This is a genomic window from Klenkia terrae, from assembly GCF_900491935.1.
Taxonomy (GTDB): domain Bacteria; phylum Actinomycetota; class Actinomycetes; order Mycobacteriales; family Geodermatophilaceae; genus Klenkia; species Klenkia terrae.
In genome coordinates this window covers 3,622,182-3,645,207 of record NZ_UEXK01000004.1, presented here as the reverse complement: position 1 = coordinate 3,645,207, position 23,026 = coordinate 3,622,182, and the positions used below count along the sequence as shown (strand labels likewise).

General features: G+C 70.4%; 19 protein-coding genes and 3 rRNA genes. 7 read left to right on the top strand and 15 right to left on the bottom strand.

What is annotated here, in order from left to right:
• Nucleotides 1–8: 8 nt before the first annotated feature.
• Together LFA75_RS18180 and dapA are read right to left on the bottom strand one after the other, a co-directional pair.
• A complete protein-coding gene (locus LFA75_RS18180; protein ID WP_225235004.1) occupies nt 9–1,688 on the bottom strand; it encodes a ribonuclease J in 1,680 nt (559 codons plus the stop codon).
• Nucleotides 1,685–2,581, bottom strand: coding sequence for a 4-hydroxy-tetrahydrodipicolinate synthase (gene dapA / locus LFA75_RS18175; protein WP_225235003.1), 897 nt, complete (start codon nt 2,579–2,581; stop codon nt 1,685–1,687). The genes LFA75_RS18180 and dapA overlap by 4 nt, the downstream gene beginning before the upstream one ends.
• A gap of 61 nt (nt 2,582–2,642) precedes the next feature.
• Here dapA and LFA75_RS18170 point away from each other — a divergent pair, with 61 nt between their 5' ends.
• On the top strand, nt 2,643–3,170 hold the full coding sequence (locus tag LFA75_RS18170) for a hypothetical protein (RefSeq protein ID WP_225235002.1): 528 nt from the start codon (nt 2,643–2,645) through the stop codon (nt 3,168–3,170).
• Nucleotide 3,171: 1 nt separating this feature from the next.
• On the opposite strand, the gene thyX is transcribed toward LFA75_RS18170, so the two are convergent.
• Complete coding sequence (gene thyX / locus LFA75_RS18165) at nt 3,172–3,924, bottom strand: FAD-dependent thymidylate synthase (protein ID WP_225235001.1); 753 nt, start codon at nt 3,922–3,924, stop codon at nt 3,172–3,174.
• Between the two features lie 89 nt (nt 3,925–4,013).
• Here thyX and LFA75_RS18160 point away from each other — a divergent pair, with 89 nt between their 5' ends.
• From LFA75_RS18160 to LFA75_RS18150, 3 genes are read left to right on the top strand one after another with little or no spacing between them, the layout of a single operon-like run.
• Nucleotides 4,014–4,166, top strand: a complete 153-nt coding sequence (locus tag LFA75_RS18160; RefSeq protein WP_225235000.1) for a hypothetical protein — start codon at nt 4,014–4,016, stop codon at nt 4,164–4,166.
• 20 nt (nt 4,167–4,186) lie between these two features.
• Nucleotides 4,187–4,666 carry a toxin-antitoxin system HicB family antitoxin gene (locus LFA75_RS18155; RefSeq protein WP_225234999.1) on the top strand — a complete coding sequence of 160 codons (480 nt, stop codon included), beginning with the start codon at nt 4,187–4,189 and terminating at the stop codon, nt 4,664–4,666.
• Between the two features lie 22 nt (nt 4,667–4,688).
• Nucleotides 4,689–5,483, top strand: coding sequence for a DUF4097 family beta strand repeat-containing protein (locus LFA75_RS18150; RefSeq protein ID WP_225234998.1), 795 nt, complete (start codon nt 4,689–4,691; stop codon nt 5,481–5,483).
• Here LFA75_RS18150 and LFA75_RS18145 read toward each other — a convergent pair whose 3' ends face one another.
• Nucleotides 5,484–6,698 carry a winged helix-turn-helix domain-containing protein gene (locus LFA75_RS18145; protein WP_225234997.1) on the bottom strand — a complete coding sequence of 405 codons (1,215 nt, stop codon included), beginning with the start codon at nt 6,696–6,698 and terminating at the stop codon, nt 5,484–5,486.
• A 53-nt stretch (nt 6,699–6,751) separates the two neighbouring features.
• On the opposite strand from LFA75_RS18145, the gene LFA75_RS18140 reads away from it, so the two are divergent.
• Nucleotides 6,752–7,324, top strand: coding sequence for a GNAT family N-acetyltransferase (locus tag LFA75_RS18140; protein ID WP_225234996.1), 573 nt, complete (start codon nt 6,752–6,754; stop codon nt 7,322–7,324).
• The gene (locus LFA75_RS18135; RefSeq protein WP_225234995.1) at nt 7,321–7,986 is read left to right on the top strand and encodes a DUF2461 domain-containing protein; all 666 of its coding nucleotides are present in this window, start codon (nt 7,321–7,323) and stop codon (nt 7,984–7,986) included. Before LFA75_RS18140 ends, LFA75_RS18135 begins: the two co-directional genes overlap by 4 nt.
• Nucleotides 7,987–8,117: 131 nt before the next feature.
• Here the strand turns inward: LFA75_RS18135 and rrf are convergent.
• The 10 genes from rrf to LFA75_RS18085 all read right to left on the bottom strand — a co-directional run bounded on the left by rrf (nt 8,118) and on the right by LFA75_RS18085 (nt 21,586).
• Nucleotides 8,118–8,234 (bottom strand): 5S ribosomal RNA (gene rrf, locus LFA75_RS18130).
• Nucleotides 8,235–8,381: 147 nt separating this feature from the next.
• A 23S ribosomal RNA gene (locus LFA75_RS18125) occupies nt 8,382–11,519 on the bottom strand.
• A gap of 426 nt (nt 11,520–11,945) precedes the next feature.
• Nucleotides 11,946–13,465: ribosomal RNA gene (locus LFA75_RS18120) — 16S ribosomal RNA — on the bottom strand.
• Together the 16S, 23S and 5S rRNA genes form the textbook arrangement of a ribosomal RNA operon.
• A 439-nt stretch (nt 13,466–13,904) precedes the next feature.
• Nucleotides 13,905–14,696, bottom strand: a complete 792-nt coding sequence (gene dapB / locus LFA75_RS18115) for a 4-hydroxy-tetrahydrodipicolinate reductase (RefSeq protein ID WP_225234994.1) — start codon at nt 14,694–14,696, stop codon at nt 13,905–13,907.
• A gap of 46 nt (nt 14,697–14,742) precedes the next feature.
• Nucleotides 14,743–15,105 (bottom strand): VanZ family protein, encoded by a 363-nt coding sequence (locus tag LFA75_RS18110; protein ID WP_225234993.1) that lies wholly within the window; start codon nt 15,103–15,105, stop codon nt 14,743–14,745.
• On the bottom strand, nt 15,102–16,484 hold the full coding sequence (locus LFA75_RS18105; RefSeq protein WP_225234992.1) for a M16 family metallopeptidase: 1,383 nt from the start codon (nt 16,482–16,484) through the stop codon (nt 15,102–15,104). The genes LFA75_RS18110 and LFA75_RS18105 overlap by 4 nt, the downstream gene beginning before the upstream one ends.
• Nucleotides 16,481–18,733, bottom strand: coding sequence for a polyribonucleotide nucleotidyltransferase (locus tag LFA75_RS18100; RefSeq protein WP_225234991.1), 2,253 nt, complete (start codon nt 18,731–18,733; stop codon nt 16,481–16,483). The genes LFA75_RS18105 and LFA75_RS18100 overlap by 4 nt, the downstream gene beginning before the upstream one ends.
• Before the next feature lie 261 nt (nt 18,734–18,994).
• Nucleotides 18,995–19,264 carry a 30S ribosomal protein S15 gene (rpsO, locus tag LFA75_RS18095; RefSeq protein ID WP_225234990.1) on the bottom strand — a complete coding sequence of 90 codons (270 nt, stop codon included), beginning with the start codon at nt 19,262–19,264 and terminating at the stop codon, nt 18,995–18,997.
• A 200-nt stretch (nt 19,265–19,464) separates the two neighbouring features.
• Complete coding sequence (locus tag LFA75_RS18090; RefSeq protein WP_225234989.1) at nt 19,465–20,436, bottom strand: bifunctional riboflavin kinase/FAD synthetase; 972 nt, start codon at nt 20,434–20,436, stop codon at nt 19,465–19,467.
• A gap of 4 nt (nt 20,437–20,440) precedes the next feature.
• Entirely contained in the window at nt 20,441–21,586 is a 1,146-nt protein-coding gene (locus LFA75_RS18085; RefSeq protein ID WP_225234988.1) for a branched-chain amino acid aminotransferase, read from the bottom strand.
• Nucleotides 21,587–21,749: 163 nt separating this feature from the next.
• Here LFA75_RS18085 and LFA75_RS18080 point away from each other — a divergent pair, with 163 nt between their 5' ends.
• A complete protein-coding gene (locus tag LFA75_RS18080) occupies nt 21,750–22,706 on the top strand; it encodes an alpha/beta fold hydrolase (RefSeq protein WP_225234987.1) in 957 nt (318 codons plus the stop codon).
• Here the strand turns inward: LFA75_RS18080 and LFA75_RS18075 are convergent.
• Entirely contained in the window at nt 22,681–22,998 is a 318-nt protein-coding gene (locus LFA75_RS18075) for an antibiotic biosynthesis monooxygenase family protein (RefSeq protein WP_225234986.1), read from the bottom strand. The two genes, LFA75_RS18080 and LFA75_RS18075, sit on opposite strands and share 26 nt — an antisense overlap.
• Between the last annotated feature and the right edge of the window lie 28 nt (nt 22,999–23,026).

The window sequence follows — 23,026 nt, the reverse complement described above, 5'->3', positions numbered from 1 at the left end:
CGCGGTGCTCAGACCTCGAGGACCGTCGGGATGATCATCGGGCGGCGGCGGTGGGTCTGGGACACCCAGGCGCCCACCGTCCGCCGGACCACCTGGGCCAGCCGGTGGCTGTCGACCGGGCCGTCGGCCAGCGTGCGGCGCAGCGCCTCCTCGACCAGCTCCAGCACCGGGGCGAACACCGCGGGGTCGTCGGAGAACCCGCGGGTGGACAGGTGGACCGGGGCGACGACGGTCCCGGTGGCGGGCTCGACGACGACGGTCAGCGCCACGAAGCCCTCGTCGCCGAGGATCCGGCGGGCCTGCAGCGACTCCTCCCCCACGTCGCCCACGGCCAGGCCGTCGACGTAGACGTTGCCCACCGGCACGGCGCCGACGACCGAGGCGACGCCGTCCACCAGGTCGACCACGACGCCGTCCTCGGCGAGCAGCACCTGGTCGGGCCGCATGCCGGCCTCGGCGGCGATCGCGGCGTGCGCGCGCAGGTGCCGCCACTCCCCGTGCACCGGCAGCAGGTGCCGGGGACGCGCGACCTGCAGCAGCAGCCGCAGCTCCCCGGCCGGGGCGTGCCCGGACACGTGCACCCGGGCGGTCTCCTTGTGCACCACGGTCGCGCCCAGCCGGGCCAGCCCGTTGATCACCTTGTAGACCGCGGTCTCGTTGCCCGGCACCAGCGAGCTGGCCAGCACGACGGTGTCGCCGGGCTGGATCGTCACGTGCGCGTGGGTGCCGGCCGCCATCCGGCCCAGCGCGCTGAGCGGCTCGCCCTGCGACCCGGTGCTGACCAGCACCACCTGGTGGGCCGGCAGCGCGGTGGCCTCCTCGAGCGGGACCAGCAGGCCGTCGGGGACGTGCAGCAGGCCCAGCTCCTGGGCCACGCCCATGTTGCGGACCATCGACCGGCCGACCAGCGCCACCTTCCGGCCGTGCCGGGCCGCGCTGTCGAGCACCTGCTGGATGCGGTGCACGTGGCTGGCGAAGCTGGACACCACCAGGCGCTGCCGCGCACCGGCGAACACGGTGTCCAGCACCGGCCCGATGGAGCGCTCGCTGGTGACGAACCCGGGCACCTCGGCGTTGGTGGAGTCGCTGAGCAGCAGGTCGATGCCGGCCGCCCCCAGCCGGGCGAACGCGCCGAGGTCGGTCAGCCGCCCGTCCAGGGGGAGCTGGTCCATCTTGAAGTCCCCGGTGTGCACCAGCGTGCCGGCCGGGGTGTGCACGGCGACGGCCAGGGCGTCGGGGATGGAGTGGTTGACGCAGACGTACTCGGTGTCGAAGGGCCCGGCGCGGTGGTGGTCCCCGGCGGCCACCTCGACCAGCTGCGGCACGATCCGGTGCTCGCGCAGCTTGGCGGCCACCAGCGCCAGGGTGAACCGGGAGCCGACCAGCGGGATGTCCGGGCGCAGCCGGAGCAGGTAGGGGACGGCGCCGATGTGGTCCTCGTGCCCGTGCGTGAGGACGACGGCCTCCACGTCGTCCAGCCGGTCCTCGATCACCGAGAAGTCCGGGAGGACCAGGTCCACGCCGGGCTGCTCGGCCTCCGGGAAGAGCACGCCGCAGTCGATGACCAGCAGCCGCCCGGCGAACTCCAGCACGGCCATGTTGCGGCCGATCTCGCCCAGCCCGCCCAGGGCGATCACCCGCAGCCCGCCGTCGGCCAGGGGCGGCGGGGCGGTCCGCGGGGTGGTCACCGCAGGAGCCCGCCGGCGGCGAGGTCCCGCCGCAGCTGGGCGACCTCCTCGGCGGTGGCGTCCACCAGCGGGGGCCGGGTCGGGCCGGCGGGCAGGCCGAGCAGGTGCAGGGCGGCCTTGACCATCATCGCGCCCTGGCCGCCGCCCATGATCCCGGCGTACACCGGCAGCAGCGCGTCGTTGACCGCGCGGGCCCGGACCAGGTCACCGGCCTCGACGGCGGCGACCAGCTCGGCCAGCTGCGGGCCGACCACGTGGCCGACCACGCTGACGACGCCGACGGCGCCCACGGCCAGCAGCGCCAGGTTCAGCACGTCGTCGCCGCTGTAGTAGGCCAGGTCGGTGCGGGCGAGGGTCCAGGAGACGTCGTTGAGGTTCCCCTTGGCGTCCTTGACCGCGACGATCCGCGGGTGCTCGGCCAGCCGGACCAGGGTGTCCACGGCGATCGGCACCTGCGAGCGCGGCGGGATGTCGTAGAGCATCACCGGCAGGTCGGTGGCGTCGGCGACCGCGCCGAAGTGCGCCAGCAGGCCGCGCTGGGTGGGCCGGTTGTAGTACGGCGTCACCACGAGCAGCCCGTGCGCGCCGAGCCGCTCGGCGGCGCGCGCCTTGTCGATCGAGTGCGCGGTGTCGTTGGTGCCGGCGCCGGCCACGACGACGGCGCGGTCCCCGACCGCGTCGAGCACCGCCTCCAGGAGGGTGGTCTGCTCGGCGTCGGACACCGTGGGCGACTCACCGGTCGTGCCGTTGACGACCAGGCCGTCGTGGCGACCGCGGTCGACCAGGTGCGCGGCGAGCTCCTGCGCCCCGGCGAGGTCGACCGACCCGTCCTCGGTGAACGGGGTGACCATGGCCGTGAGCACACGACCGAAGGGGCGCGCGGGGTCAGGCATGACCGTCACGCTACCCAGCGCGGTCGGGCGCCGCGCCGTCCCTCCCGGCAGGATGCCGGGCATGTCCCCGCTCCCCCTCCGCCGTCCGCTGCTGCTCACCGGGTCCCCGGCGGCGGGCCTGTCCTCGGTCGCCGGCGCGCTCGCCGCGGCCCGGGAGCTGTGCGCGGTGGTGGAGGTGGCCGACGTCCGGGCGATGGTCCGGTCGGGGGCCGTGCAGCCGTGGCGGCCCGGCGCCGGGGAGGACCAGCACCGGCTGGCCGCCGTCCAGGCCTGCCTGCTGGCGGCGTCCTTCACCGCGGCCGGGGTCGAGGTGGTGCTGTGCGACGTCGTCCGCGGGCCGGTGGGCGAGGTGTACCGGACGTCGACCGCAGCGCCGTTCGTCGTGGCGCTGCGGGTCCCGCTGGAGGTGGCCCGGGCCCGCGCCGCGGGCGGACCGCTGACCGGTCCCGAGCTCGACGCGCTGCACGCCGAGAACGCGGCGGTGCGCGACGTCGACGCCGAGGTGGACGCCACCGCCGACCTGCCCGCCGTCGTGGCGGCGGTCGAGCAGCTGTGGGCCGCGGCCGGGACGGCGGTCCCGACCCGCTGACTCAGGCCTCGCCGACCAGCGGGCTGGCCGCGACCTCCGAGCCGTCGGCCAGCGCGCTGATCCGGAAGTCGCCGAACACGTTGCCGGCCACCCGCTGCAGCTCGCGCAGGCACCGCACGGCCAGGTCGCGGATCTCGACGTCGGCGTGCTCGCTGGCCCGCATGGCCACGAAGTGCCGCCAGGTCCGGTAGTTGCCGGTCACCACGATGCGGGTCTCGGTGGCGTTGGGCAGCACCGCCCGCGCGGCCTGCCGGGCCTGCTTGCGGCGCAGGGTGGGGTTCGGGACGTCGGCGAACCGGTCCTCCAACCCCGCCAGCAGGGCCTCGTAGGCCTGCCGCGAGCTGTCCACGGCGGCGGTGAACAGGGCGTGCAGCTCGGGGTCCTGGGCGATCGCGGCGGGCTCCACGAAGGCGGCGTCCCCCTCGCGCACGTAGCGCTGGGACAGCTGGCTGAACGAGAAGTGCCGGTGCCGCACGAGCTCGTGGGTCAGCGACCGGGAGACGCCGGTGAGGTACATCGACACCGTGCCGTGCTCGAGCACCGACAGGTGGCCGACCTCGAGGATGTGCCGCAGGTAGCCGGCGTTGGTCGCGGTCTGCGGGTTCGGCTTGCCCCAGGACTGGTAGCAGGCCCGGCCGGCGAACTCGGCGAGGGCCTGCCCGCCGTCCGCGTCGGTCTCCCAGGGCACCTCGGCCGGCGGGGTGAACTGGGTCTGGGCGACCACCTGGACCGTCAGCGGGGCGATGTCGGGCACGGCTGCCGACCCTACGGCGGCCGCGTCGCGCACCACGGAGATGTCGTCATGGTGTTGCCATGACGTCACAGTGGTACCATGCTGACGCCATGACCTCCGACCCCTACGTCGAGGAGCTGCGCAGCCAGCTCACCCGGCGGCACCCCGACCGCACCCCCGACCGCTCCCACGACCGGGACGTCGCCCGCCTCCTGTCGCCCTGGCGGCGGCAGCGCAACCTCGGCGTGCTCCGCCTCCGCTGAGCCGGCGGCAGGATCACCGCATGGACCTCAGCCAGTACGTCGACGCGCTCGGCGCCCACCTGCGCACCACGGCCGCGGCCGGCACCGAGCAGACCCAGGCCACCGCCCGGCTGCTCGCCGACACCCTCGAGCCCGCCGTCCGGCTGGCGGTCACCGACGCGTTGGCCGCGATGGCCGCCGAGGTCACGGCCGCCCTGGACGGCGCCTCGGTGGACGTCCGCATCCGGGGCCGCGACCCCGAGGTCGTGGTGACCCAGGCCGCCCCGCCCGCCGAGCCGGCCCAGGAGACCGCCGACCCCGACGACGACGGCGCGGTCGCCCGGATCAGCCTCCGGCTGCCCGAGTCGCTCAAGGGCCGCGCCGAGACCGCGGCCGCCGACGCCGGCGTCTCCCTGAACACCTGGCTGGTGCGCGCCGTCGCCGCCGGCCTGCAGTCCCCCACCCCGTCCGCCCCGCGACCCGGCCCGGGTCGCCGGTTCACCGGCTTCGCGCGCAGCTGAGCCCACCACCCCTGGAGTCCCCGTGCCGATCCGCCGCGAGTCCTTCCCCACCGACGGCAGCGCCCCGGCCGTCGAGGTCCGCAACCCCGCCGGCACGGTCACCGTGACCGCCGTCGAGGGCCTGACCGCGATGACCGTCGACGTCGAACCGCTGAACGGGTCGGCCGAGCGGCTGCTCGACGAGGTGTCGGTGGAGCTGCTCCGCGACCCGGCCCGCCTCGTCGTGGCCGTGCCGACCGCGCGCCTGCTGTCCAGCCCGCGGTTCGCGGTGGCGGTGACGGTGCCCGCGGGCTGCCCGGTCACCGCCGTGGTCGCCTCGGCCGGGTGCACCCTGCGCGGACCGCTGGCCGACGTCGAGGTCACCGGGGCCAGCGCCGACGTGCGGGTGGACTCCTGCACCGGGTTGCAGGTGCGGACGGCCAGCGGCGACCTGCACGCGGTCGCCGTCCACGGGGACGTCGGGGTGCGCTCGGCGTCCGGCGACGTCCGGCTGGACGACGTCGCCGGGTCGGTCGCGGTGTCCACCGCCTCGGGCGAGGTCCGGCTGGGCGCCGTGGGCGGGGACGTCGACGTCTCCACCGCCTCCGCGGACGTGACGGTCGGCCGGGTGACCAGCGGCGAGGTCGCGCTGCGCACCGTGTCCGGGGACGCCACCGTCGCCGTGGCCCCCGGGCTCCGGTTGTGGCTGGACCTGCAGAGCGTCAGCGGACGGCTGGACTCCCAGCTCGCCGGGGACGACGACGCCGAGGGCGCGGCGACCCTGACCGTCCGGATGCGCTCGGTCTCCGGCGACCTCCGGCTGCGCCGGGCGGGCTGATCAGACCGCCCGGGCGAGCTCGGGTGCCAGGTCACCACGCGGCTGCACCTCGACCCGGTCGAGTGAGAGCCAGCCGGCCATCAGCCGCAGCTCGGCGGCCAGCTCGTCGGCGACCAGGGCCGGCGCGGGGTGGTGCTCCTCCACGTGCGCGGCCTGGACGCGCAGCACGCCGGCCGCCCGGTCGGCCTTGAGGTCCACCCGGGCCACCAGCTCGTCCCCGAGCAGGAAGGGCAGCACGTAGTAGCCGTGCACCCGCTGCGCGGCCGGGGTGTAGATCTCCAGCCGGTAGCGGAAGCCGAACAGCCGCTCGATGCGCGGGCGCTCCCAGACCAGCGAGTCGAACGGCGACAGCAGCGCCCGGGCCCGGGCCCGCCGCGGCCGGCGCGCCGCCGGGTCGAGCCACCCGGGTCGACCCCACCCCGCCACCTCGACGGGCAGCAGCTCACCGGCCTCGGCCAGCTCGGCCACCGCCGTGCGCGCGTCGGCGACCGGGAGCCGGAAGTAGTCGCGCAGGTCGGTCTCGGTGGCCACGCCCAGCGCCCGGGCGGCCGTGCGGACCAGCTCGCGGACGGCGTCGGCCCGCGGCGGGGTCGGCGTCGCCACCACCGCGGCCGGCAGCACGCGCTCGGTGAGGTCGTAGACCCGCTCGAACCCGGCGGTGCGGGACCGGGCGGTGAGCGCGCCGACGAAGAACAGGTACTCCAGGGCCGCCTTGCCCGGGTGCCAGTTCCACATCTGCCCGGGGGTGCTGGGTCGCTGCTCCCCCAGGTCGCTGGCGCGCAGCGGGCCCGTCTCGCGCACCCGGTCCAGCAGCTCCGACACGTACTGCGGGCGCTCCCGCTGCACCCGCAGCATCGACCCCCAAGCGTGCTGCTCGGCCGCGGCCATCCGCCACCGCAGGTGGGGGTGCAGCCGCACCGGCAGGTAGGACGCCTCGTGCGCCCAGTACTCGAACACGTCGTGCCGCGGGGCGTGCAGCCGGTCCAGCAGCTCGCGCGGGTAGGCACCCAGCCGGCTGAACGCGGGCAGGTAGTGGGAGCGGGACAGCACGTTGACCGAGTCGATCTGGACCACCGCCAGCCGCTCCACCAGCGCCCGCAGCTGCCGGGTGCCCGCGGCGGTCACCGGGCGCTCGTCGGCCAGCCCCTGCGCGGCCAGCGCGATGCGGCGGGCCAACGGGGCCGGGAGGTGCTCGACGGGGGGCAGATGGTGCACGTGGTCGATCCTGCCCCCGGGGTCCGACAGCACGCGCCGCCTAGGGTGCGGGGGTGCAGCTCACCGGACGCGCCGAGTCCTCCGTCCGGCCGGCCCGCCCCACCGACGCGGCCGACATCGCCCGCGTGCAACGGGTCACCTGGCGCACCGCCTACCGCGAGCTGCTGCCGGCCGCCGTCCTCGACGAGTGGGACGACGACGCGGTCGCCGCCCGGTGGGCCGACTCGATCGGCACGCCGCCCACCCCGGGCCACGGCGTGCTGGTGGCCACCGAGAACGGCGAGGTCGTCGGCTTCCTCGCGCACGGCCCTGCCGAGCTCCAGCCCGGTGAGGCGTCGTCCGCGGACGGCCCCACCGGGGAGCTGCAGGCCCTGCTCGTCGAGCCCCGCTGGGGACGACGGGGGCACGGCAGCCGGCTGCTGGCCGCCGTCGTCGACCTGGTGGTGCCGACCGGCGTGCGCCGGCTGCAGGTCTGGGTGCCCACGGCGGACGAGGTGACGGCTGCGTTCCTGACGTCCGCCGGGTGGGCAGTCGACGGCTGGACCCGCGCGCTGGACGCCGGGACCACCACCATCCACGAGCAGCGGTGGCACGCCGCGCTGGTCGACGACGAAGGGCTGGGATGAGCTTCACCGGGTTCCCCGACGAGGGTCTGGTCTTCTTCGAGGGCCTCGAGGCGGACAACAGCAAGCCCTACTGGACGCAGCACAAGGCCTCCTACGAGGAGCACGTGCGCGGTCCGATGCTGGCGCTGGTCGAGGAGCTGACGGCCGAGTTCGGCACGCCCAAGCTCTTCCGCCCCTACCGGGACGTGCGCTTCAGCAAGGACAAGACCCCCTACAAGACCCACCAGGGTGCCGTGCTGCACCTCGAGGGGGCCGGCACGGGCGCCTGGTACGTCGAGGTGTCCGCCGACGGACTGACCGCACGCGGCGGCAGCTGGCGCATGCAGCCCGACCAGGTCGAGCGCTACCGCCGCGCCGTGGACGACGACCTCCCCGGCGGACAGCTGGAGCAGCTGGTCGCGAAGATCCGCCGCGCCGGCCTCTCGGTCGACGGCGAGCAGCTCAAGCGCGCCCCACGGGGCTACGAGCCCGACCACCCGAGGATCGAGCTCCTGCGTCACAAGAGCATCCACGGCGGCACGCACTGGACCCCGGAGGACTGGTTGGACAGCCGCGAAGTCATCGACCGCGTCCGGAAGACCTGGCGCGCCCTCAAGCCCCTCAACGACTGGCTCGCCGACAACGTCGGCGCGACCACCGCCCCACCCGACCGTCGCCGCTGACGCAGCCAGAGGCGCGGCGCGCCCTCGTCGTCGGAGTGCCGGCAACCGGGGGTGCGTCGCTTGGACGATCCTTGTCCTGAATGCACGAAACGGGGCCACAGCAGATGCTGTGACCCCGTTTCGGAAATGGTGTCCGGCGGCGTCCTACTCTCCCACCCAGTCCCCCGGGCAGTACCATCGGCGCTGAGAGGCTTAGCTTCCGGGTTCGGAATGAGACCGGGCGTTTCCCTCTCGCCATGACCGCCGTAACGCTGTGAAAGTTTCCACCCCTGTCGCACCCGGTCAAAGGGATGCTGGTGGGGCGGTCTGTGGAGCACACACGAGGTGTGTCCGTTCTTTCAGAACCGCACAGTGGACGCGAGACAAGATCTTGCTGATTGCGTGAATGTTTGAGGTGAGTCAAGTCCTCGGCCTATTAGTACCGGTCAGCTCCACACATTGCTGTGCTTCCACCTCCGGCCTATCAACCCGCTGGTCTGGGCGGGGGCCTTAACCCACAAGGGGTGAGAGACCTCATCTTGAAGCGAGCTTCCCGCTTAGATGCTTTCAGCGGTTATCCCTGCCGAACGTAGCCAACCAGCAGTGCTCCTGGCGGAACAACTGGCACACCAGAGGTTCGTCCGTCCCGGTCCTCTCGTACTAGGGACAGCTCTTCTCAAGTCTCTTACGCGCACGGCGGATAGGGACCGAACTGTCTCACGACGTTCTAAACCCAGCTCGCGTACCGCTTTAATGGGCGAACAGCCCGACCCTGGGGACCTCCTCCAGCCCCGGGATGCGACGAGCCGACATCGAGGTGCCAAACCATCCCGTCGATATGGACTCTTGGGGAAGATCAGCCTGTTATCCCCGGGGTACCTTTTATCCGTTGAGCGACACCGCTTCCACATGCCGGTGCCGGGTCACTAGTCCCAGCTTTCGCTCCTGCTCGACCCGTCGGTCTCACAGTCAAGCTCCCTTGTGCACTTGCACTCGACACCTGATTGCCAACCAGGCTGAGGGAACCTTTGGGCGCCTCCGTTACATTTTGGGAGGCAACCGCCCCAGTTAAACTACCCACCTGACACTGTCCCTGATCCGGATCACGGACCGAGGTTAGACATCCAATTCGACCAGAGTGGTATTTCAACGACGACTCCACGAACACTGGCGTGCCCGCTTCACAGTCTCCCACCTATCCTACACAAACCGAACCGAACACCAATATCAAGCTATAGTGAAGGTCCCGGGGTCTTTCCGTCCTGCCGCGCGTAACGAGCATCTTTACTCGTAGTGCAATTTCGCCGAGCCTGTGGTTGAGACAGCTGAGAAGTCGTTACGCCATTCGTGCAGGTCGGAACTTACCCGACAAGGAATTTCGCTACCTTAGGATGGTTATAGTTACCACCGCCGTTTACTGGCGCTTGAGTTCTGAGCTTCGCCCTAAAAGAGCTAACCCGTCCCCTTAACGTTCCAGCACCGGGCAGGCGTCAGTCCGTATACATCGTCTTTCGACTTCGCACGGACCTGTGTTTTTAGTAAACAGTCGCTTCTCACTGGTCTCTGCGGCCACCCACCGCTGCCCACCGCAAGGGTGATGACAGTGAATGGCCCCCCTTCTCCCGAAGTTACGGGGGCATTTTGCCGAGTTCCTTAACCACAGTTCGCTCGATCGCCTTGGTATTCTCTACCTGACCACCTGAGTTGGTTTGGGGTACGGGCCGCTCAGAGCTCGCTAGAGGCTTTTCTCGGCAGCATAGGATCATCCCATTCGCCTCATTCGGCTATGCGTCAGGCCTCACCCTATTGCGGAACGGATTTGCCTATTCCACGGGCCACACCCTTGCACCGGTACTACCACTCACCGGTAGGACTACCTTCCTGCGTCACCCCATCGCTTGCCTACTACCAGTCCGGGTCCCACGTTCCACCCACACGCCACCACCCCGAAGGGCAGCAGTCACGGAGCTTCAGATGGTTAGCATCGCTGGGTTCAGCATGGACGCTCTTTCGCGGGTACGGGAATATCAACCCGTTGTCCATCGACTACGCCTGTCGGCCTCGCCTTAGGTCCCGACTCACCCTGGGCGGATTAGCCTGGCCCAGGAACCCTTGGTCATCCGGCGGGGGAGTTTCTCACTCCCCTTTCGCTACTCATGCCTGCATTCTCACTCGTGTGGCGTCCACGGCTGGATCACTCCGCCGCTTCCATCGCCACACGACGCTCCCCTACCCATCCACACACCTGGCTCAACGACCTTGATCGAGGAGCAGGCTATTGCGTGAATGCCATAGCTTCGGCGGTGTGCTTGAGCCCCGCTACATTGTCGGCGCGGAATCACTTGACCAGTGAGCTATTACGCACTCTTTCAAGGGTGGCTGCTTCTAAGCCAACCTCCTGGTTGTCACTGCGACTCCACATCCTTTTCCACTTAGCACACGCTTAGGGGCCTTAGCTGATGATCTGGGCTGTTTCCCTCTCGACTACGAACCTTATCGCCCGCAGTCTCACTGCCACGCTCTCACTTACCGGCATTCGGAGTTTGGTTGATTTCAGTAACCTTGTGGGGCCCCTAGACCATCCAGTGCTCTACCTCCGGCAAGAAACACGTGACGCTGCACCTAAATGCATTTCGGGGAGAACCAGCTATCACCGAGTTTGATTGGCCTTTCACCCCTACCCACAGCTCATCCCCTCCGTTTTCAACCGAAGTGGGTTCGGTCCTCCACGCGGTCTTACCCGCGCTTCAACCTGGCCATGGGTAGATCACTCGGCTTCGGGTCTAGAGCACGCGACTGGAACGCCCTATTCGGACTCGCTTTCGCTACGGCTACCCCACACGGGTTAACCTCGCCACGTACCGCTAACTCGCAGGCTCATTCTTCAAAAGGCACGCAATCACCCCCACGCACGAATGCGCATAAGGCTCTCACGGCTTGTAGGCACACGGTTTCAGGTACTATTTCACTCCCCTCCCGGGGTACTTTTCACCTTTCCCTCACGGTACTTGTCCGCTATCGGTCACCAGGGAGTATTTAGGCTTAGCGGGTGGTCCCGCCAGATTCACACCGAATTTCACGAGCTCGGTGCTACTTGGGAACACATCAAAGGAGAGTGCGCGTTTTCGTGTACGGGGCTCTCACCCTCTATGGCGACCCCTTCCAGAGGCCTTCCACTAACACAACACTTTTCTGACTCCCCGAACCTTCGGCAGAAGGATCAAGATGCGTCCCACGACCCCACATGCACAACGCCTGCCGGCTATCACATGCACATGGTTTAGCCTCATCCGCTTTCGCTCGCCACTACTCACGGAATCACGGTTGTTTTCTCTTCCTGTGGGTACTGAGATGTTTCACTTCCCCACGTTCCCTCCACACGCCCTATATATTCAGGCGCGGGTCACACCACATGACTGGTGCGGGGTTCCCCCATTCGGAAATCCTCGGATCAACGCTCGGTTGACAGCTCCCCGAGGCTTATCGCAGCCTCCTACGTCCTTCATCGGCTCCTGGTGCCAAGGCATCCACCGTGCGCCCTTAACAACTTGAACACACAAACAAACAATCACTACAAGATGCTCGCGTCCACTGTGCAGTTCTCAAAGAACGAACGACCACCCACCCCACACCCACCACCAACACCCGCAAACGGGCTGATGTGACGGACAGGCAGGCCCCGTACGAGATCGCATACCCCAATCCCCACCTTCCGGTGGGCATCGGGTCCGCTCCCTCAGGACCCAACAGCGTGCCTACAACCCCTCAACCGTCCCCACCCCCGTTCCCACCAGCAAGCTGGCTGTACTTGGGGCCGATGACGACCGATCGGTCGAACTGGTCAGTGTTCCACCCGTGAGCGACACCCCACACACTTCGCGCCACCAGAAGACCTGGCGACGTCATCGGCGTGGGCGTGACTCTGGACCGGACACCCACAGGAGGAACCCCATGGACATGCGCCGGCCAGTGCTCCTTAGAAAGGAGGTGATCCAGCCGCACCTTCCGGTACGGCTACCTTGTTACGACTTCGTCCCAATCGCCGATCCCGCCTTCGACGGCTCCCTCCCACAAGGGGTTGGGCCACCGGCTTCGGGCGTTACCGACTTTCGTGACGTGACGGGCGGTGTGTACAAGGCCCGGGAACGTATTCACCGCAGCGTTGCTGATCTGCGATTACTAGCGACTCCAACTTCATGGGGTCGAGTTGCAGACCCCAATCCGAACTGAGACCGGCTTTTTGGGATTCGCTCCACCTCGCGGTATCGCAGCCCTTTGTACCGGCCATTGTAGCATGTTTGCAGCCCTAGACATAAGGGGCATGATGATTTGACGTCATCCCCACCTTCCTCCGAGTTGACCCCGGCAGTCTCCCATGAGTCCCCACCATGACGTGCTGGCAACATGGAACGAGGGTTGCGCTCGTTGCGGGACTTAACCCAACATCTCACGACACGAGCTGACGACAACCATGCACCACCTGTGTGCGACCCTTACGGACCCACCATCTCTGGAGGATTTCCGCACATGTCAAGCCTAGGTAAGGTTCTTCGCGTTGCATCGAATTAAGCAACATGCTCCGCCGCTTGTGCGAGCCCCCGTCAATTCCTTTGAGTATTGGCGTAGCGGCAGTACTCCCCAGGCGGGGCGCTTAATGCGTTAGCTGCGGCACGGAGACCGTGGAATGGCCCCCACACCTAGCGCCCAACGTTTACGGCGTGGACTACCAGGGTATCTAATCCTGTTCGCTCCCCACGCTTTCGCTCCTCAGCGTCAGTTGTTGCCCAGAGACCCGCCTTCGCCACCGGTGTTCCTCCTGATATCTGCGCATTTCACCGCTACACCAGGAATTCCAGTCTCCCCTGCAACACTCAAGTCTGCCCGTATCGACTGCAGACCCGGAGTTGAGCTCCGGGCTTTCACAGCCGACGCGACAAACCGCCTACGAGCTCTTTACGCCCAATAATTCCGGACAACGCTTGCACCCTACGTATTACCGCGGCTGCTGGCACGTAGTTGGCCGGTGCTTCTTCTGCAGGTACCGTCACTTTCGCTTCGTCCCTGCTGAAAGAGGTTTACAACCCGAAGGCCGTCATCCCTCACGCGGCGTCGCTGCGTCAGGCTTCCGCCCATTGCGCAATATTCCCCACTGCTGCCTCCCGTAGGAGTCTGGGCCGTGTCTCAGTCCCAGTGTGGCCGGTCACCCTCTCAGGCCGGCTACCCGTCGTCGCCTTGGTAGGCCATCACCCCACCAACAAGCTGATAGGCCGCGGGCCCATCCCCAGCCGAAAAACTTTCCACACAACCCCATGCGAGGCTGAATGAATATCCGGTATTAGCACCAATTTCTTGGAGTTATCCCAGAGCTGAGGGCAGGTTGCCCACGTGTTACTCACCCGTTCGCCACTAATCCACCAGCAAGCTGGCTTCATCGTTCGACTTGCATGTGTTAAGCACGCCGCCAGCGTTCGTCCTGAGCCAGGATCAAACTCTCCGTAGATGAATTTCGATCCAAGGCCGAGAACCAAGAGTTGGCACTCTCGATATCAATCAACCCAACACCCACCCCCCGAGAGGAGTGGGGATCAAACATATGGCACTGACTTTCGGCACGCTGTTGAGTTCTCAAGGAGCGGACGCGCGTTCAACCCGACCCGGAGGCCTTCGTGAACGGCTTGGTTTGTCCTGCTCGGCGCTTCAGGTCCGGCCTCTCGGTCGTTCCCGGCGCAAAGAGAAAGTTACGCCATGGGGTGGGGGTCGTCAAACCCGGGGGGTCCCCGATGTGGCCCGCAGGGGTCGGCGCGGTGGGCCGCGGAGGACAAACCGCAGGTCAACCAGGTTCCGATCCGGACCCGTCTACGACGCAGGTCACGTGTCCGCGGTGTGTCGCGGGGGTGTCGGGCCGGGTTCGACCCGGTCCCCCGCCCCCGCGGACGGGGTCAGAGACCGAGCAGGGAGTCGATCCCGATGGTCAGGCCGGGCCGGCGCTGGATCTCGCGCACGGCCAGCAGCACCCCGGGCATGAAGGACGCCCGGTCGTAGGAGTCGTGGCGCATCGTCAGCGTCTCGCCCTGGGTACCGAGCAGCACCTCCTGGTGCGCGACCAACCCCGCGAGCCGGACCGCGTGCACCGGCACGCCGTCGACCAGTGCCCCGCGGGCCCCCGGCAGCGAGGCCTCCGCCTGGGTGGCGTCCGGGGCGGGCCCGAGCCCGGCCGCGCGACGGGCCTCGCCGATCAGCTGCGCGGTCCGGGTCGCGGTGCCCGACGGGGCGTCCACCTTGCCCGGGTGGTGGAGCTCGACCAGCTCGACGGAGGAGAAGAAGCGGGACGCCTCGGCGGCGAACTTCATCAGCAGGACGGCACCGATGCCGAAGTTCGGCGCGATCAGGACGCCGAGGTCCGGCTTGGGCGCCAGCCACTCCCGGACGGTGGCGATCTTGGCCTCGTCGAACCCGCTGGTGCCCACCACGCAGTGGATGCCCTGGTCGATGCAGAACCTGATGTTCTCCATCACCGACTCCGGGCGGGTGAAGTCGACCGCGACCTGCGCGCCGCCGTCGGCGACGTTGAACAGCCACTCGCTGCCCTCCACCATGGCCACGAGCTCGAGGTCCTCGGCCTCGTTGACCGCCTTGCAGACCTCCACCCCCATGCGACCGCGGGCCCCGAGGACGGCGACCGACGTGAGCGGGGCCTCAGGGGCAGGGGTGGTGGGGCTGCTGGTGGTCATGTCGGCACTCTCACCAACCCCGGACGCCGATGCAACCCCGGGCCGGTCAGGGACGCGGCCGGACCTGTTCCGCGAGCCGCCAGAGGGCCAGCCCGACCAGGACGCCGACGACGTCGGCCAGCAGGTCCCCCAGCGAGGCGTCCCGCTGCACCAGGTCGGTGCCCTGCACCACCTCGCTGACGGCGCCGTAGAGCACCACCAGCCCGGCGGTGACCGCCTGACCCACCCCGGCCCAGCGGGCGGTGAACGCCAGCGCGGCGAACAGGGCCGCGTGGACGACCTTGTCGATGCCGTAGGGGCTGGGCGGGACGTCGCCGGGCGGGGCGAAGAGGACGGCGAGCGACACCAGCACCGTCACCACGAACGCGCCGCGGGCCAGTGCGCCGTGCTCGCCGAACCACTCCCTCATGCCGACAGCCGCTCCAGGTCCTTGTCCCGGTACGGCCCGACCACGGCCAGCGCCGTCGGCCGGGTGAACAGGTCGGCCGCGACCGCCCGCACCGCGTCCGCACCGACGGCGTCCAACCGGGCGAGCACCTCGGTGACCGGCAGGTACTCCCCGTAGGACAGCTCGCTCTTGCCCAGCCGGCTCATCCGGGACCCGGTGTCCTCCAGACCGAGCACCAGGCCGCCCTTGAGCTGGCCGATGCCGCGGGCCACCTCGTCGTCGGTGATGCCGTGCGCGGCGACCTCACCCAGGGACTCCCGGATCAGCCGCAGCACCTCGGGCACCCGCTTGGGCGCGCAGCCTGCGTAGACGGAGAAGACCCCGGTCCCGGCGTAGTGCGTGAGGGCGGAGCCCACGCTGTAGACCAGGCCCCGCTTCTCGCGGATCTCCTGGAACAGCCGGGAGCTCATCCCCCCGCCGACGGCGGCGTCCAGCACCGCTGCGGCGTAGCGCGCGTCGTCCAGCCGCCCCATGCCCACCGAGCCCAGCAGCAGGTGCGTCTGCTCGGTGCGGCGGTGGATCAGGCCGGTGCGCCGGGCCGGCGCGGTGGACACCCCGTCGTCCCCGGTGCGCAGCGGGTCCGGGCGGGTGTCGCCGGACAGCCGCTCGCCGAACGCCTGCCGGACCAGCTCCAGGACCTCGCGGTGGTCGACCCGGCCGGCGGCGGCCACCACGATCGAGGGGGCGGCGTACCGGCCGCGGTACCAGCCGTCGACGTCCTCGCGGGTCAGGGACTCGATGGACCCGACCGTGCCCAGCACCGACCGGCCCAGCGGGGTGTCGCCGAAGAGCGTCTCGGCGAACAGGTCGTGGACGGCGTCGGCGGGCTCGTCGTCGCGCATGGCGATCTCCTCGAGCACCACCGTGCGCTCGGACTCCAGGTCCGGGGCGGTGTTGAGCGCATCGGTGACCAGGTCACCGAGCAGGGTCACCGCCAACGGCAGGTCGCTGGCGAGCACGTTGGCGTAGTAGCAGGTGTGCTCCTTGGCGGTGAAGGCGTTCATCTCACCGCCGACGGCGTCCATCGCCGTGGCGATCTCCAGCGCCGTGCGCGACCGGGTGCCCTTGAACAGCAGGTGCTCCAGGAAGTGCGAGGACCCGGCCAGCACCGGCGTCTCGTCCCGGGAGCCGACACCGACCCAGATGCCCACGGTGGCCGACAGGACACCGGGCATCAGCTCGGTGATGACCCGCAGCCCGCCGGGCAGCTCGGTGCGCTCGACGCGACCGCCGAACTCGTCGACGTCGAGGACCTCCGTGTGCCCGACGACCACCGGGGTGGGCGCGGCCGCAGCCGCACCCACCCCGGCGCCGTCCAGGCTGGTGTCAGCCGTGGTCACTCACCCGCAGGGGCGTCGGCGGCCTCGGCCGGCGCCTCCGCGGAGGCACCGCCCTCGACGACCGGGACCAGGCTGATCTTGCCGCGGGCGTCGATGTCGGTGATCTCGACCTGCAGCTTGTCGCCGACGTTCGCGACGTCCTCGACCTTGGCGATCCGCTTGCCGTTGCCCAGCTTGCTGATGTGCACCAGGCCGTCGCGGCCGGGCAGCAGGGAGACGAAGGCACCGAAGGCGGTGGTCTTGACGACCGTGCCCAGGAACCGCTCGCCGACCTTGGGCAGCGTCGGGTTGGCGATGGCGTTGATCCGGTCGACCGCGGCCTGGGCGGACGGGCCGTCGGAGGCGCCGACGTAGATCGTGCCGTCGTCCTCGATGGTGATGTCCGCGCCGGTCTCGTCCTGGATCGCGTTGATCATCTGGCCCTTGGGCCCGATCACCGCACCGATCTTGTCGACGGGGATGCGCACCGTGGTCACCCGGGGGGCGAACGGGCTCATCTCGTCGGGACCGTCGATCGCCTCGAGCATGACGTCAAGGATGTGCAGCCGGGCCGCGCGGGCCTGGGTCAGCGCACCAGCGAGGACGTCGGAGGGGATGCCGTCGAGCTTGGTGTCCAGCTGCAGCGCCGTCACGAAGTCCTTGGTGCCGGCGACCTTGAAGTCCATGTCCCCGAAGGCGTCCTCGGCGCCGAGGATGTCGGTGAGCGCGACGTACTGCGTCTGCCCGTCGACCTCGTCGGAGACCAGACCCATGGCGATGCCGGCGACCGGGGCGCGCAGCGGCACGCCGGCGTTGAGCAGCGACAGGGTGGAGGCGCAGACCGAGCCCATCGACGTCGAGCCGTTGGAGCCCAGCGCCTCGGAGACCTGGCGGATGGCGTAGGGGAACGCCTCGCGGTCGGGCAGCACCGGCAGCAGCGCCCGCTCGGCGAGGGCACCGTGGCCGATCTCGCGACGCTTGGGCGAACCCACGCGGCCGGTCTCGCCGGTGGAGTACGGCGGGAAGTTGTAGTTGTGCATGTAGCGCTTGCGGGTCACCGGGTTCAGCGTGTCCAGCTGCTGCTCCATGCGGAGCATGTTCAGCGTGGTGACACCCATGATCTGGGTCTCGCCGCGCTCGAACAGCGCCGAGCCGTGCACCCGCGGGAGCACCTCGACCTCGGCCGACAGCGGCCGGATGTCGGTGACGCCGCGGCCGTCGATGCGGACCTTGTCGCGCAGGATGCGCTGGCGCACGACCTTCTTGGTCACCGCGCGGAAGGCACCGGAGACCTCCTTCTCGCGACCCTCGAACTGGTCGGCCAGCGCGGCCTTGACCTCGTCCTTGAGCGCGTCGGTGGCGTCCTCGCGCTCGGCCTTGCCCGGGATGGCCTGGGCAGCGGTGAGCTTCTCGGTGGCCTGGGCCTCGACCGCGGCGTAGACGTCGTCCTGGTAGTCCAGGAAGCGGGGGAAGTGCGCCTCGGGCTTGGCGGCCTTGCCGGCCAGCGCGGACTGGGCGTCGCACAGCGCCTTGATGAACGGCTTGGCGGCCTCGAGGCCCTGGGAGACGACCTCCTCGGTCGGGGCGGTGGCCCCACCGGCGACCAGGTCGATGGTCTTCTCGGTGGCCTCGGCCTCGACCATCATGATCGCGACGTCGCCATCGGGCAGCACGCGGCCGGCCACGACCATGTCGAAGACGGCGTCCTCGAGCTCGGTGTGGGTCGGGAAGCCCACCCACTGGCCGTTGATCAGCGCGACGCGGGTGGCGCCGACCGGGCCGGAGAAGGGCAGGCCCGACAGCTGGGTGGACGCCGAGGCGCCGTTGATCGCCAGCACGTCGTACAGGTGGTCGGGGTCCAGGCTCAGCACGGTGATGACGACCTGTACCTCGTTGCGCAGGCCCTTGGCGAAGGTCGGGCGCAGCGGGCGGTCGATCAGCCGGCAGGTGAGGATGGCGTCCTCGGACGGGCGGCCCTCGCGGCGGAAGAACGAACCGGGGATCTTCCCGATCGCGTACATCCGCTCCTCGACGTCCACCGTCAGCGGGAAGAAGTCGAAGTGGTCCTTGGGCTGGCGGCCGGCCGTGGTGGCCGACAGCAGCGTGGTGTCGCCCATGGTGGCGACGACGGAGCCGGCGGCCTGCTTGGCCAGCCGGCCGGTCTCGAAGGTGACGGTGCGGGACCCGTAGGACCCGTTGTCGATCACGGCGGAGGCGGTGAAGACGCCGTCCTCGTCGTAGTCGACGACGTCGGTGGTGGGTGCGGACATCGTGTCCTCTTCCTGCGCCGCATGCGGCGGCGCCCTCTTGGTTCGGCGGCGGTGCACCGGGTGGTCCCTGGGACCGGTCTTCGATCGAAGCCCTCGGGCTGCGGGGCGTGCGCCTGCCGCATCCCGGGGGCCACCACCGAGGACCGGGCCGTGCGCCGGGGTGGCGCGACCAGGGCCGGGCGTGGCCGCCTGGGCCCGTGCGACGGGTGCCGCACGAGTGAGGGGACCGACTCCGCGGTGCGGAGCGGTCCCCTCGACTGGCTAGCGGCGCAGGCCGAGCCGCTCGATGAGCGAGCGGTACCGGCTGATGTCGGTCTTCGCCAGGTAGTTCAGCAGCCGGCGACGCCGGCCCACCAGCAGGAGCAGGCCCCGCCGGCTGTGGTGGTCGTGCTTGTGCATCTTGAGGTGCTCGGTCAGGTCGCTGATCCGTCGGGTCAGCATCGCGACCTGCACCTCGGGGGAACCGGTGTCGCTCTCGACCGTGGCGTACTCGGTCATGATCTGCTTCTTCGTCGCGCTGTCGAGCGCCATGTGGTGCCTCCTGGGCAGGTCACGTGTGGCCCCCGGTCGGTGTCACGGGGGCAGCATGCACACGCGTCGGTCTCCCGACGCTCCCACCAGGTTACACGGTGCTGATGGTCGTCCTGCGGACTCCGACCGCGGCCAGGTGCCGTCCCGACCTCCGACGAGCCCCCCTGCCGATCCTTGCGGGACCCTCCGGGCCCCACTCGTCACGGCACCTGCAGGACGACCCGCGCCTGGACCACGTCCTGGTCCATCTGCTCGATGAGGGCCTCGACGCCCCGGTAGGCGACCATCGGGCGCAGGCGCTCGACGAACTCGACGCCGACGTGCTCGCCGTAGAGGTCGCCCGACCAGTCGAGCAGGAAGGCCTCCACGGTGCGCCGGGTGCCCTGGAAGGTCGGGTTCGTGCCCACCGAGATGGCGGCGGGGAAGCTCTCGCCGCTGCGGCCGTGCGGGTCCTGCAGCACCAACCGGCCGGCGTAGACGCCGTCGGCGGGGACGGCGGTGAACTTCGGCGACTCGACGTTGGCCGTGGGGTAGCCGAGCTCGCGCCCGCGCCGGTCCCCGCGGACGACGACGCCGTCCACCCGGTGCGGGCGGCCCAGGGCACGGGCGGCCGAGCGCATGTCACCGGCGGAGACGCACGCGCGGATGTAGGTCGAGGAGATGGTGACCTCGCCGTCGTCGGCCACGTCGGTGGCGCTGGCGGTCTGCAGCCCGAGCCCCTCGACGGCGAAGCCGAACCGGCGGCCCTCCCGGGTCAGGGAGGCGACGTCACCGGCGGCGAGGTGGCCGTAGGTGAAGTTCTCCCCCACCACCACCGCGGCCGCGTGCAGGTGCTCGACCAGCACGGTGTGCGTGAAGCCCTCCGGGGACAGCCGGCTGAACTCCGGGGTGAACGGCAGCACGCACATGGCATCGACGCCCAGGTCGGCGACCAGCTCGGCCTTGCGGTCCGGCGAGGTGAGGATGGCCGGGTGCGAGCCGGGGCGGACCACCTCGGCCGGGTGCGGGTCGAAGGTCAGCAGCAGGGCCGGTCGACCCAGCCCCCGCGCCTTCGCGACCGCCGCGGCCACCAGCTGCTGGTGCCCCAGGTGGACGCCGTCGTACATGCCGACGGTGACCACCGTGCGACCCAGGTCGGCCGGGGTGGCCTCCAGCCCGCGCCATCTCTGCACCGGTTCAGCCCGCGGTGACGGTGTGCCGCCAGCCGTGGTCGTCGGCGACCCGGCCGTGCTGGATGTCCAGCAGCCGCTCGCGCAGCGCCATCGTCAGCGTGCCGGGGGTGCCGTCGCCCACGGTGAAGTCGCCGGTGCGGGCCTTGACCTCGCCGACCGGGGTGATGACCGCCGCGGTGCCGCAGGCGAAGGTCTCGGTGACCGTGCCGTCGGCGACGCCGGCCCGCCACTCCTCGACGGTGAACCGGCGCTCGGTCACCCGGTGGCCCATCTCGCGGGCCACGGTGATCAGCGAGTCGCGGGTGATGCCGGGCAGCAGGGTGCCGGTGAGCTCGGGGGTGACCAGCTCGGCGTCGGCGCCGGTGCCGAGGACGAAGAACAGGTTCATCCCGCCCATCTCCTCGACGTACTTCTTCTCCGTCGCGTCCAGCCAGACGACCTGGTCGCAGCCGGCCGCGATGGCCTGCTCCTGGGCCAGCAGGCTGGCGGCGTAGTTGCCGGCGCACTTGACGTCGCCGGTGCCGCCGGGGGCGGCGCGGATGTAGTCCTCGGAGAGGTAGACCGACACCGGCTGCACGCCGCGGGGGAAGTAGGCCCCGGCCGGGCTGGCGATGACGACGAAGAGGTACTCCGCCGCCGGCCGCACGCCCAGGAAGGGCTCGACCGCCAGCTGGTAGGGCCGGATGTAGAGGGTCTGGTCCGGGCCGGTGGGGACCCAGTCGCGGTCGGCGTCGACCAGGGCGTCGACGGCGGACAGGAAGCCCTCGGCCGGGACCGGCGGCATGGCCATGCGGACCGCGCCGCGGGCCATCCGCGCGGCGTTCTGCTCCGGCCGGAAGATCGAGACCGAGCCGTCGGGCTGGGCGTAGGCCTTCAGCCCCTCGAAGATCGACTGCGCGTAGTGCAGCGCGGCGGTGCTCGGGTCCAGCTGCAGCGGCGCGTAGCCGGTCAGCTTCGCCTCGGTCCAGCCCCGACCGGCGACGTACCGCGCGACCACCATGTGGTCGGTGAACACCTTGCCGAAGCCCGGGTCGGCCAGCAGCTGCTGGCGCTCGGCGGCCGGGCGCGGGGTGGCCTGCTCCACCACCACCGGCACGCCCTCGGCGAAGGTGCGCGAGGAGGTACGGCTGGGGCTGAGCATGTCGGTCATGGCTCCCACTTCGGATCGGGACGACGCCGGGCACGTGCCCGGCGACCCGAGACTAGCCCCGGTCCCCCGGCCCGGCCGCGACGGCGGAGCTGCACTGCCGGGCTGCCCGGCGTCCTAGGCTCGGTGCATGTCACCCGCGGACACACCATGGACGTCGACCCGCGTGCGGCGGATCCGGGTCCGCCTGCACGGGCACGACCTGCACGCCCGGATCGGCGGCGTGGACGGCCCCGTGCTCCTGCTGGTGCACGGCCTGCTCGGGTCCGGGGCCAGCTTCGGTCCCGCGCTGGGCGAGCTGGCCCGCACGCACCGGGTGGTCGCCCCGGACCTGCTGGGCCACGGGCAGTCGGAGAAGCCGGCCGGGGACTACAGCCTGGGCTCGTTCGCCACCCAGGCGCGCGACCTGCTCACCGTGCTGGGCGCCGAGGCCGCCACCGTGGTGGGGCACAGCCTGGGCGGGGGCATCGCCCTGCAGTTCGCCCACCAGTTCCCCGCCCTGGTCGAGCGGCTGGTGCTGGTGGACTCCGGCGGCCTGGGCCGCGACGTCTCCCCCGCCCTCCGCGCCGTGACCCTGCCGGGCGCGGAGTGGGTGCTGCCCGCGGTGTTCAACCGCTGGACCCGCGCGGCGGGCCGGCAGGTGCTGGGCCCGCTGCAGCGCTTCACCCCGCCGGGCACCACCCAGGTGGTCACCGGGCTGGACACGCTCGCCGACGCGGACTCCCGCGCGGCCTTCGTGCACACCGCCCGCGCCGTCCTGGACGCCGGGGGCCAGCGGGTGAGCGCCGCCGACCGCCTCTACCTCGCCGAGGCCCTCCCGCTCCTGCTGGTCTGGGGCGGCTCGGACACCGTCATCCCGGTGCGGCACGCCCACGACCTGCACGCTCAGCTGCCCGGCAGCCGGCTGGAGGTCTTCGCCGGGGCCGGGCACTTCCCGCAGGTCGACGACCCGGCCCGGTTCGCCGCCGTCGTCGCCGACTTCGTGGCCACGACGGCCGACCAGGTGCTCACCCCCGCCGGGCGGGAGGAGCGCTGGGCGGCCGCCGTCCGGGGGGCGACCACGGTCCGGGACGTCGAACGGGACGTCGAACGGGCCGTCATGCCTTCGGCGACGCCTGGGTGACCACCTCGAAGGACCACACGCTGGACCCGGTGGCGGCCGGGGCCATCCCCGACCCGCCGCCGGAGTGGCCCCGGGCGAAGTCCTGCCCGTTCTGCCACGCCTCGAAGTCGGCCTCGCTGCGCCAGCGGGTGTAGACGAGGTAGGAGTCGGTGCCCTCCACCGGGCGGAGCAGCTCGAACCACTCGAACCCGTCGGAGGCCTCCACGGCCCCGGCCCGGTTGCTGAAGCGGTCCTCCAACCGCTCGCGGGCCTCGGCCGGCACGGTCAGCACGTTGATCTTCACGACGCTCATGCCTCCAGCCTGCCCCAGCCCCCGGGGG

What these genes read in the sequence shown, in the direction of transcription:
- dapA (WP_225235003.1), bottom strand. Translation starts at nt 2,581, where the DNA reads ATGCCTGACCCCGCGCGCCCCTTCGGTCGTGTGCTCACGGCCATGGTC.
- LFA75_RS18170 (WP_225235002.1), top strand. Translation starts at nt 2,643, where the DNA reads ATGTCCCCGCTCCCCCTCCGCCGTCCGCTGCTGCTCACCGGGTCCCCG.
- LFA75_RS18160 (WP_225235000.1), top strand. Translation starts at nt 4,014, where the DNA reads ATGACCTCCGACCCCTACGTCGAGGAGCTGCGCAGCCAGCTCACCCGG.
- LFA75_RS18155 (WP_225234999.1), top strand. Translation starts at nt 4,187, where the DNA reads ATGGACCTCAGCCAGTACGTCGACGCGCTCGGCGCCCACCTGCGCACC.
- LFA75_RS18135 (WP_225234995.1), top strand. Translation starts at nt 7,321, where the DNA reads ATGAGCTTCACCGGGTTCCCCGACGAGGGTCTGGTCTTCTTCGAGGGC.
- dapB (WP_225234994.1), bottom strand. Translation starts at nt 14,696, where the DNA reads ATGACCACCAGCAGCCCCACCACCCCTGCCCCTGAGGCCCCGCTCACG.
- LFA75_RS18110 (WP_225234993.1), bottom strand. Translation starts at nt 15,105, where the DNA reads ATGAGGGAGTGGTTCGGCGAGCACGGCGCACTGGCCCGCGGCGCGTTC.
- LFA75_RS18100 (WP_225234991.1), bottom strand. Translation starts at nt 18,733, where the DNA reads ATGTCCGCACCCACCACCGACGTCGTCGACTACGACGAGGACGGCGTC.
- rpsO (WP_225234990.1), bottom strand. Translation starts at nt 19,264, where the DNA reads ATGGCGCTCGACAGCGCGACGAAGAAGCAGATCATGACCGAGTACGCC.
- LFA75_RS18085 (WP_225234988.1), bottom strand. Translation starts at nt 21,586, where the DNA reads ATGACCGACATGCTCAGCCCCAGCCGTACCTCCTCGCGCACCTTCGCC.
- LFA75_RS18075 (WP_225234986.1), bottom strand. Translation starts at nt 22,998, where the DNA reads ATGAGCGTCGTGAAGATCAACGTGCTGACCGTGCCGGCCGAGGCCCGC.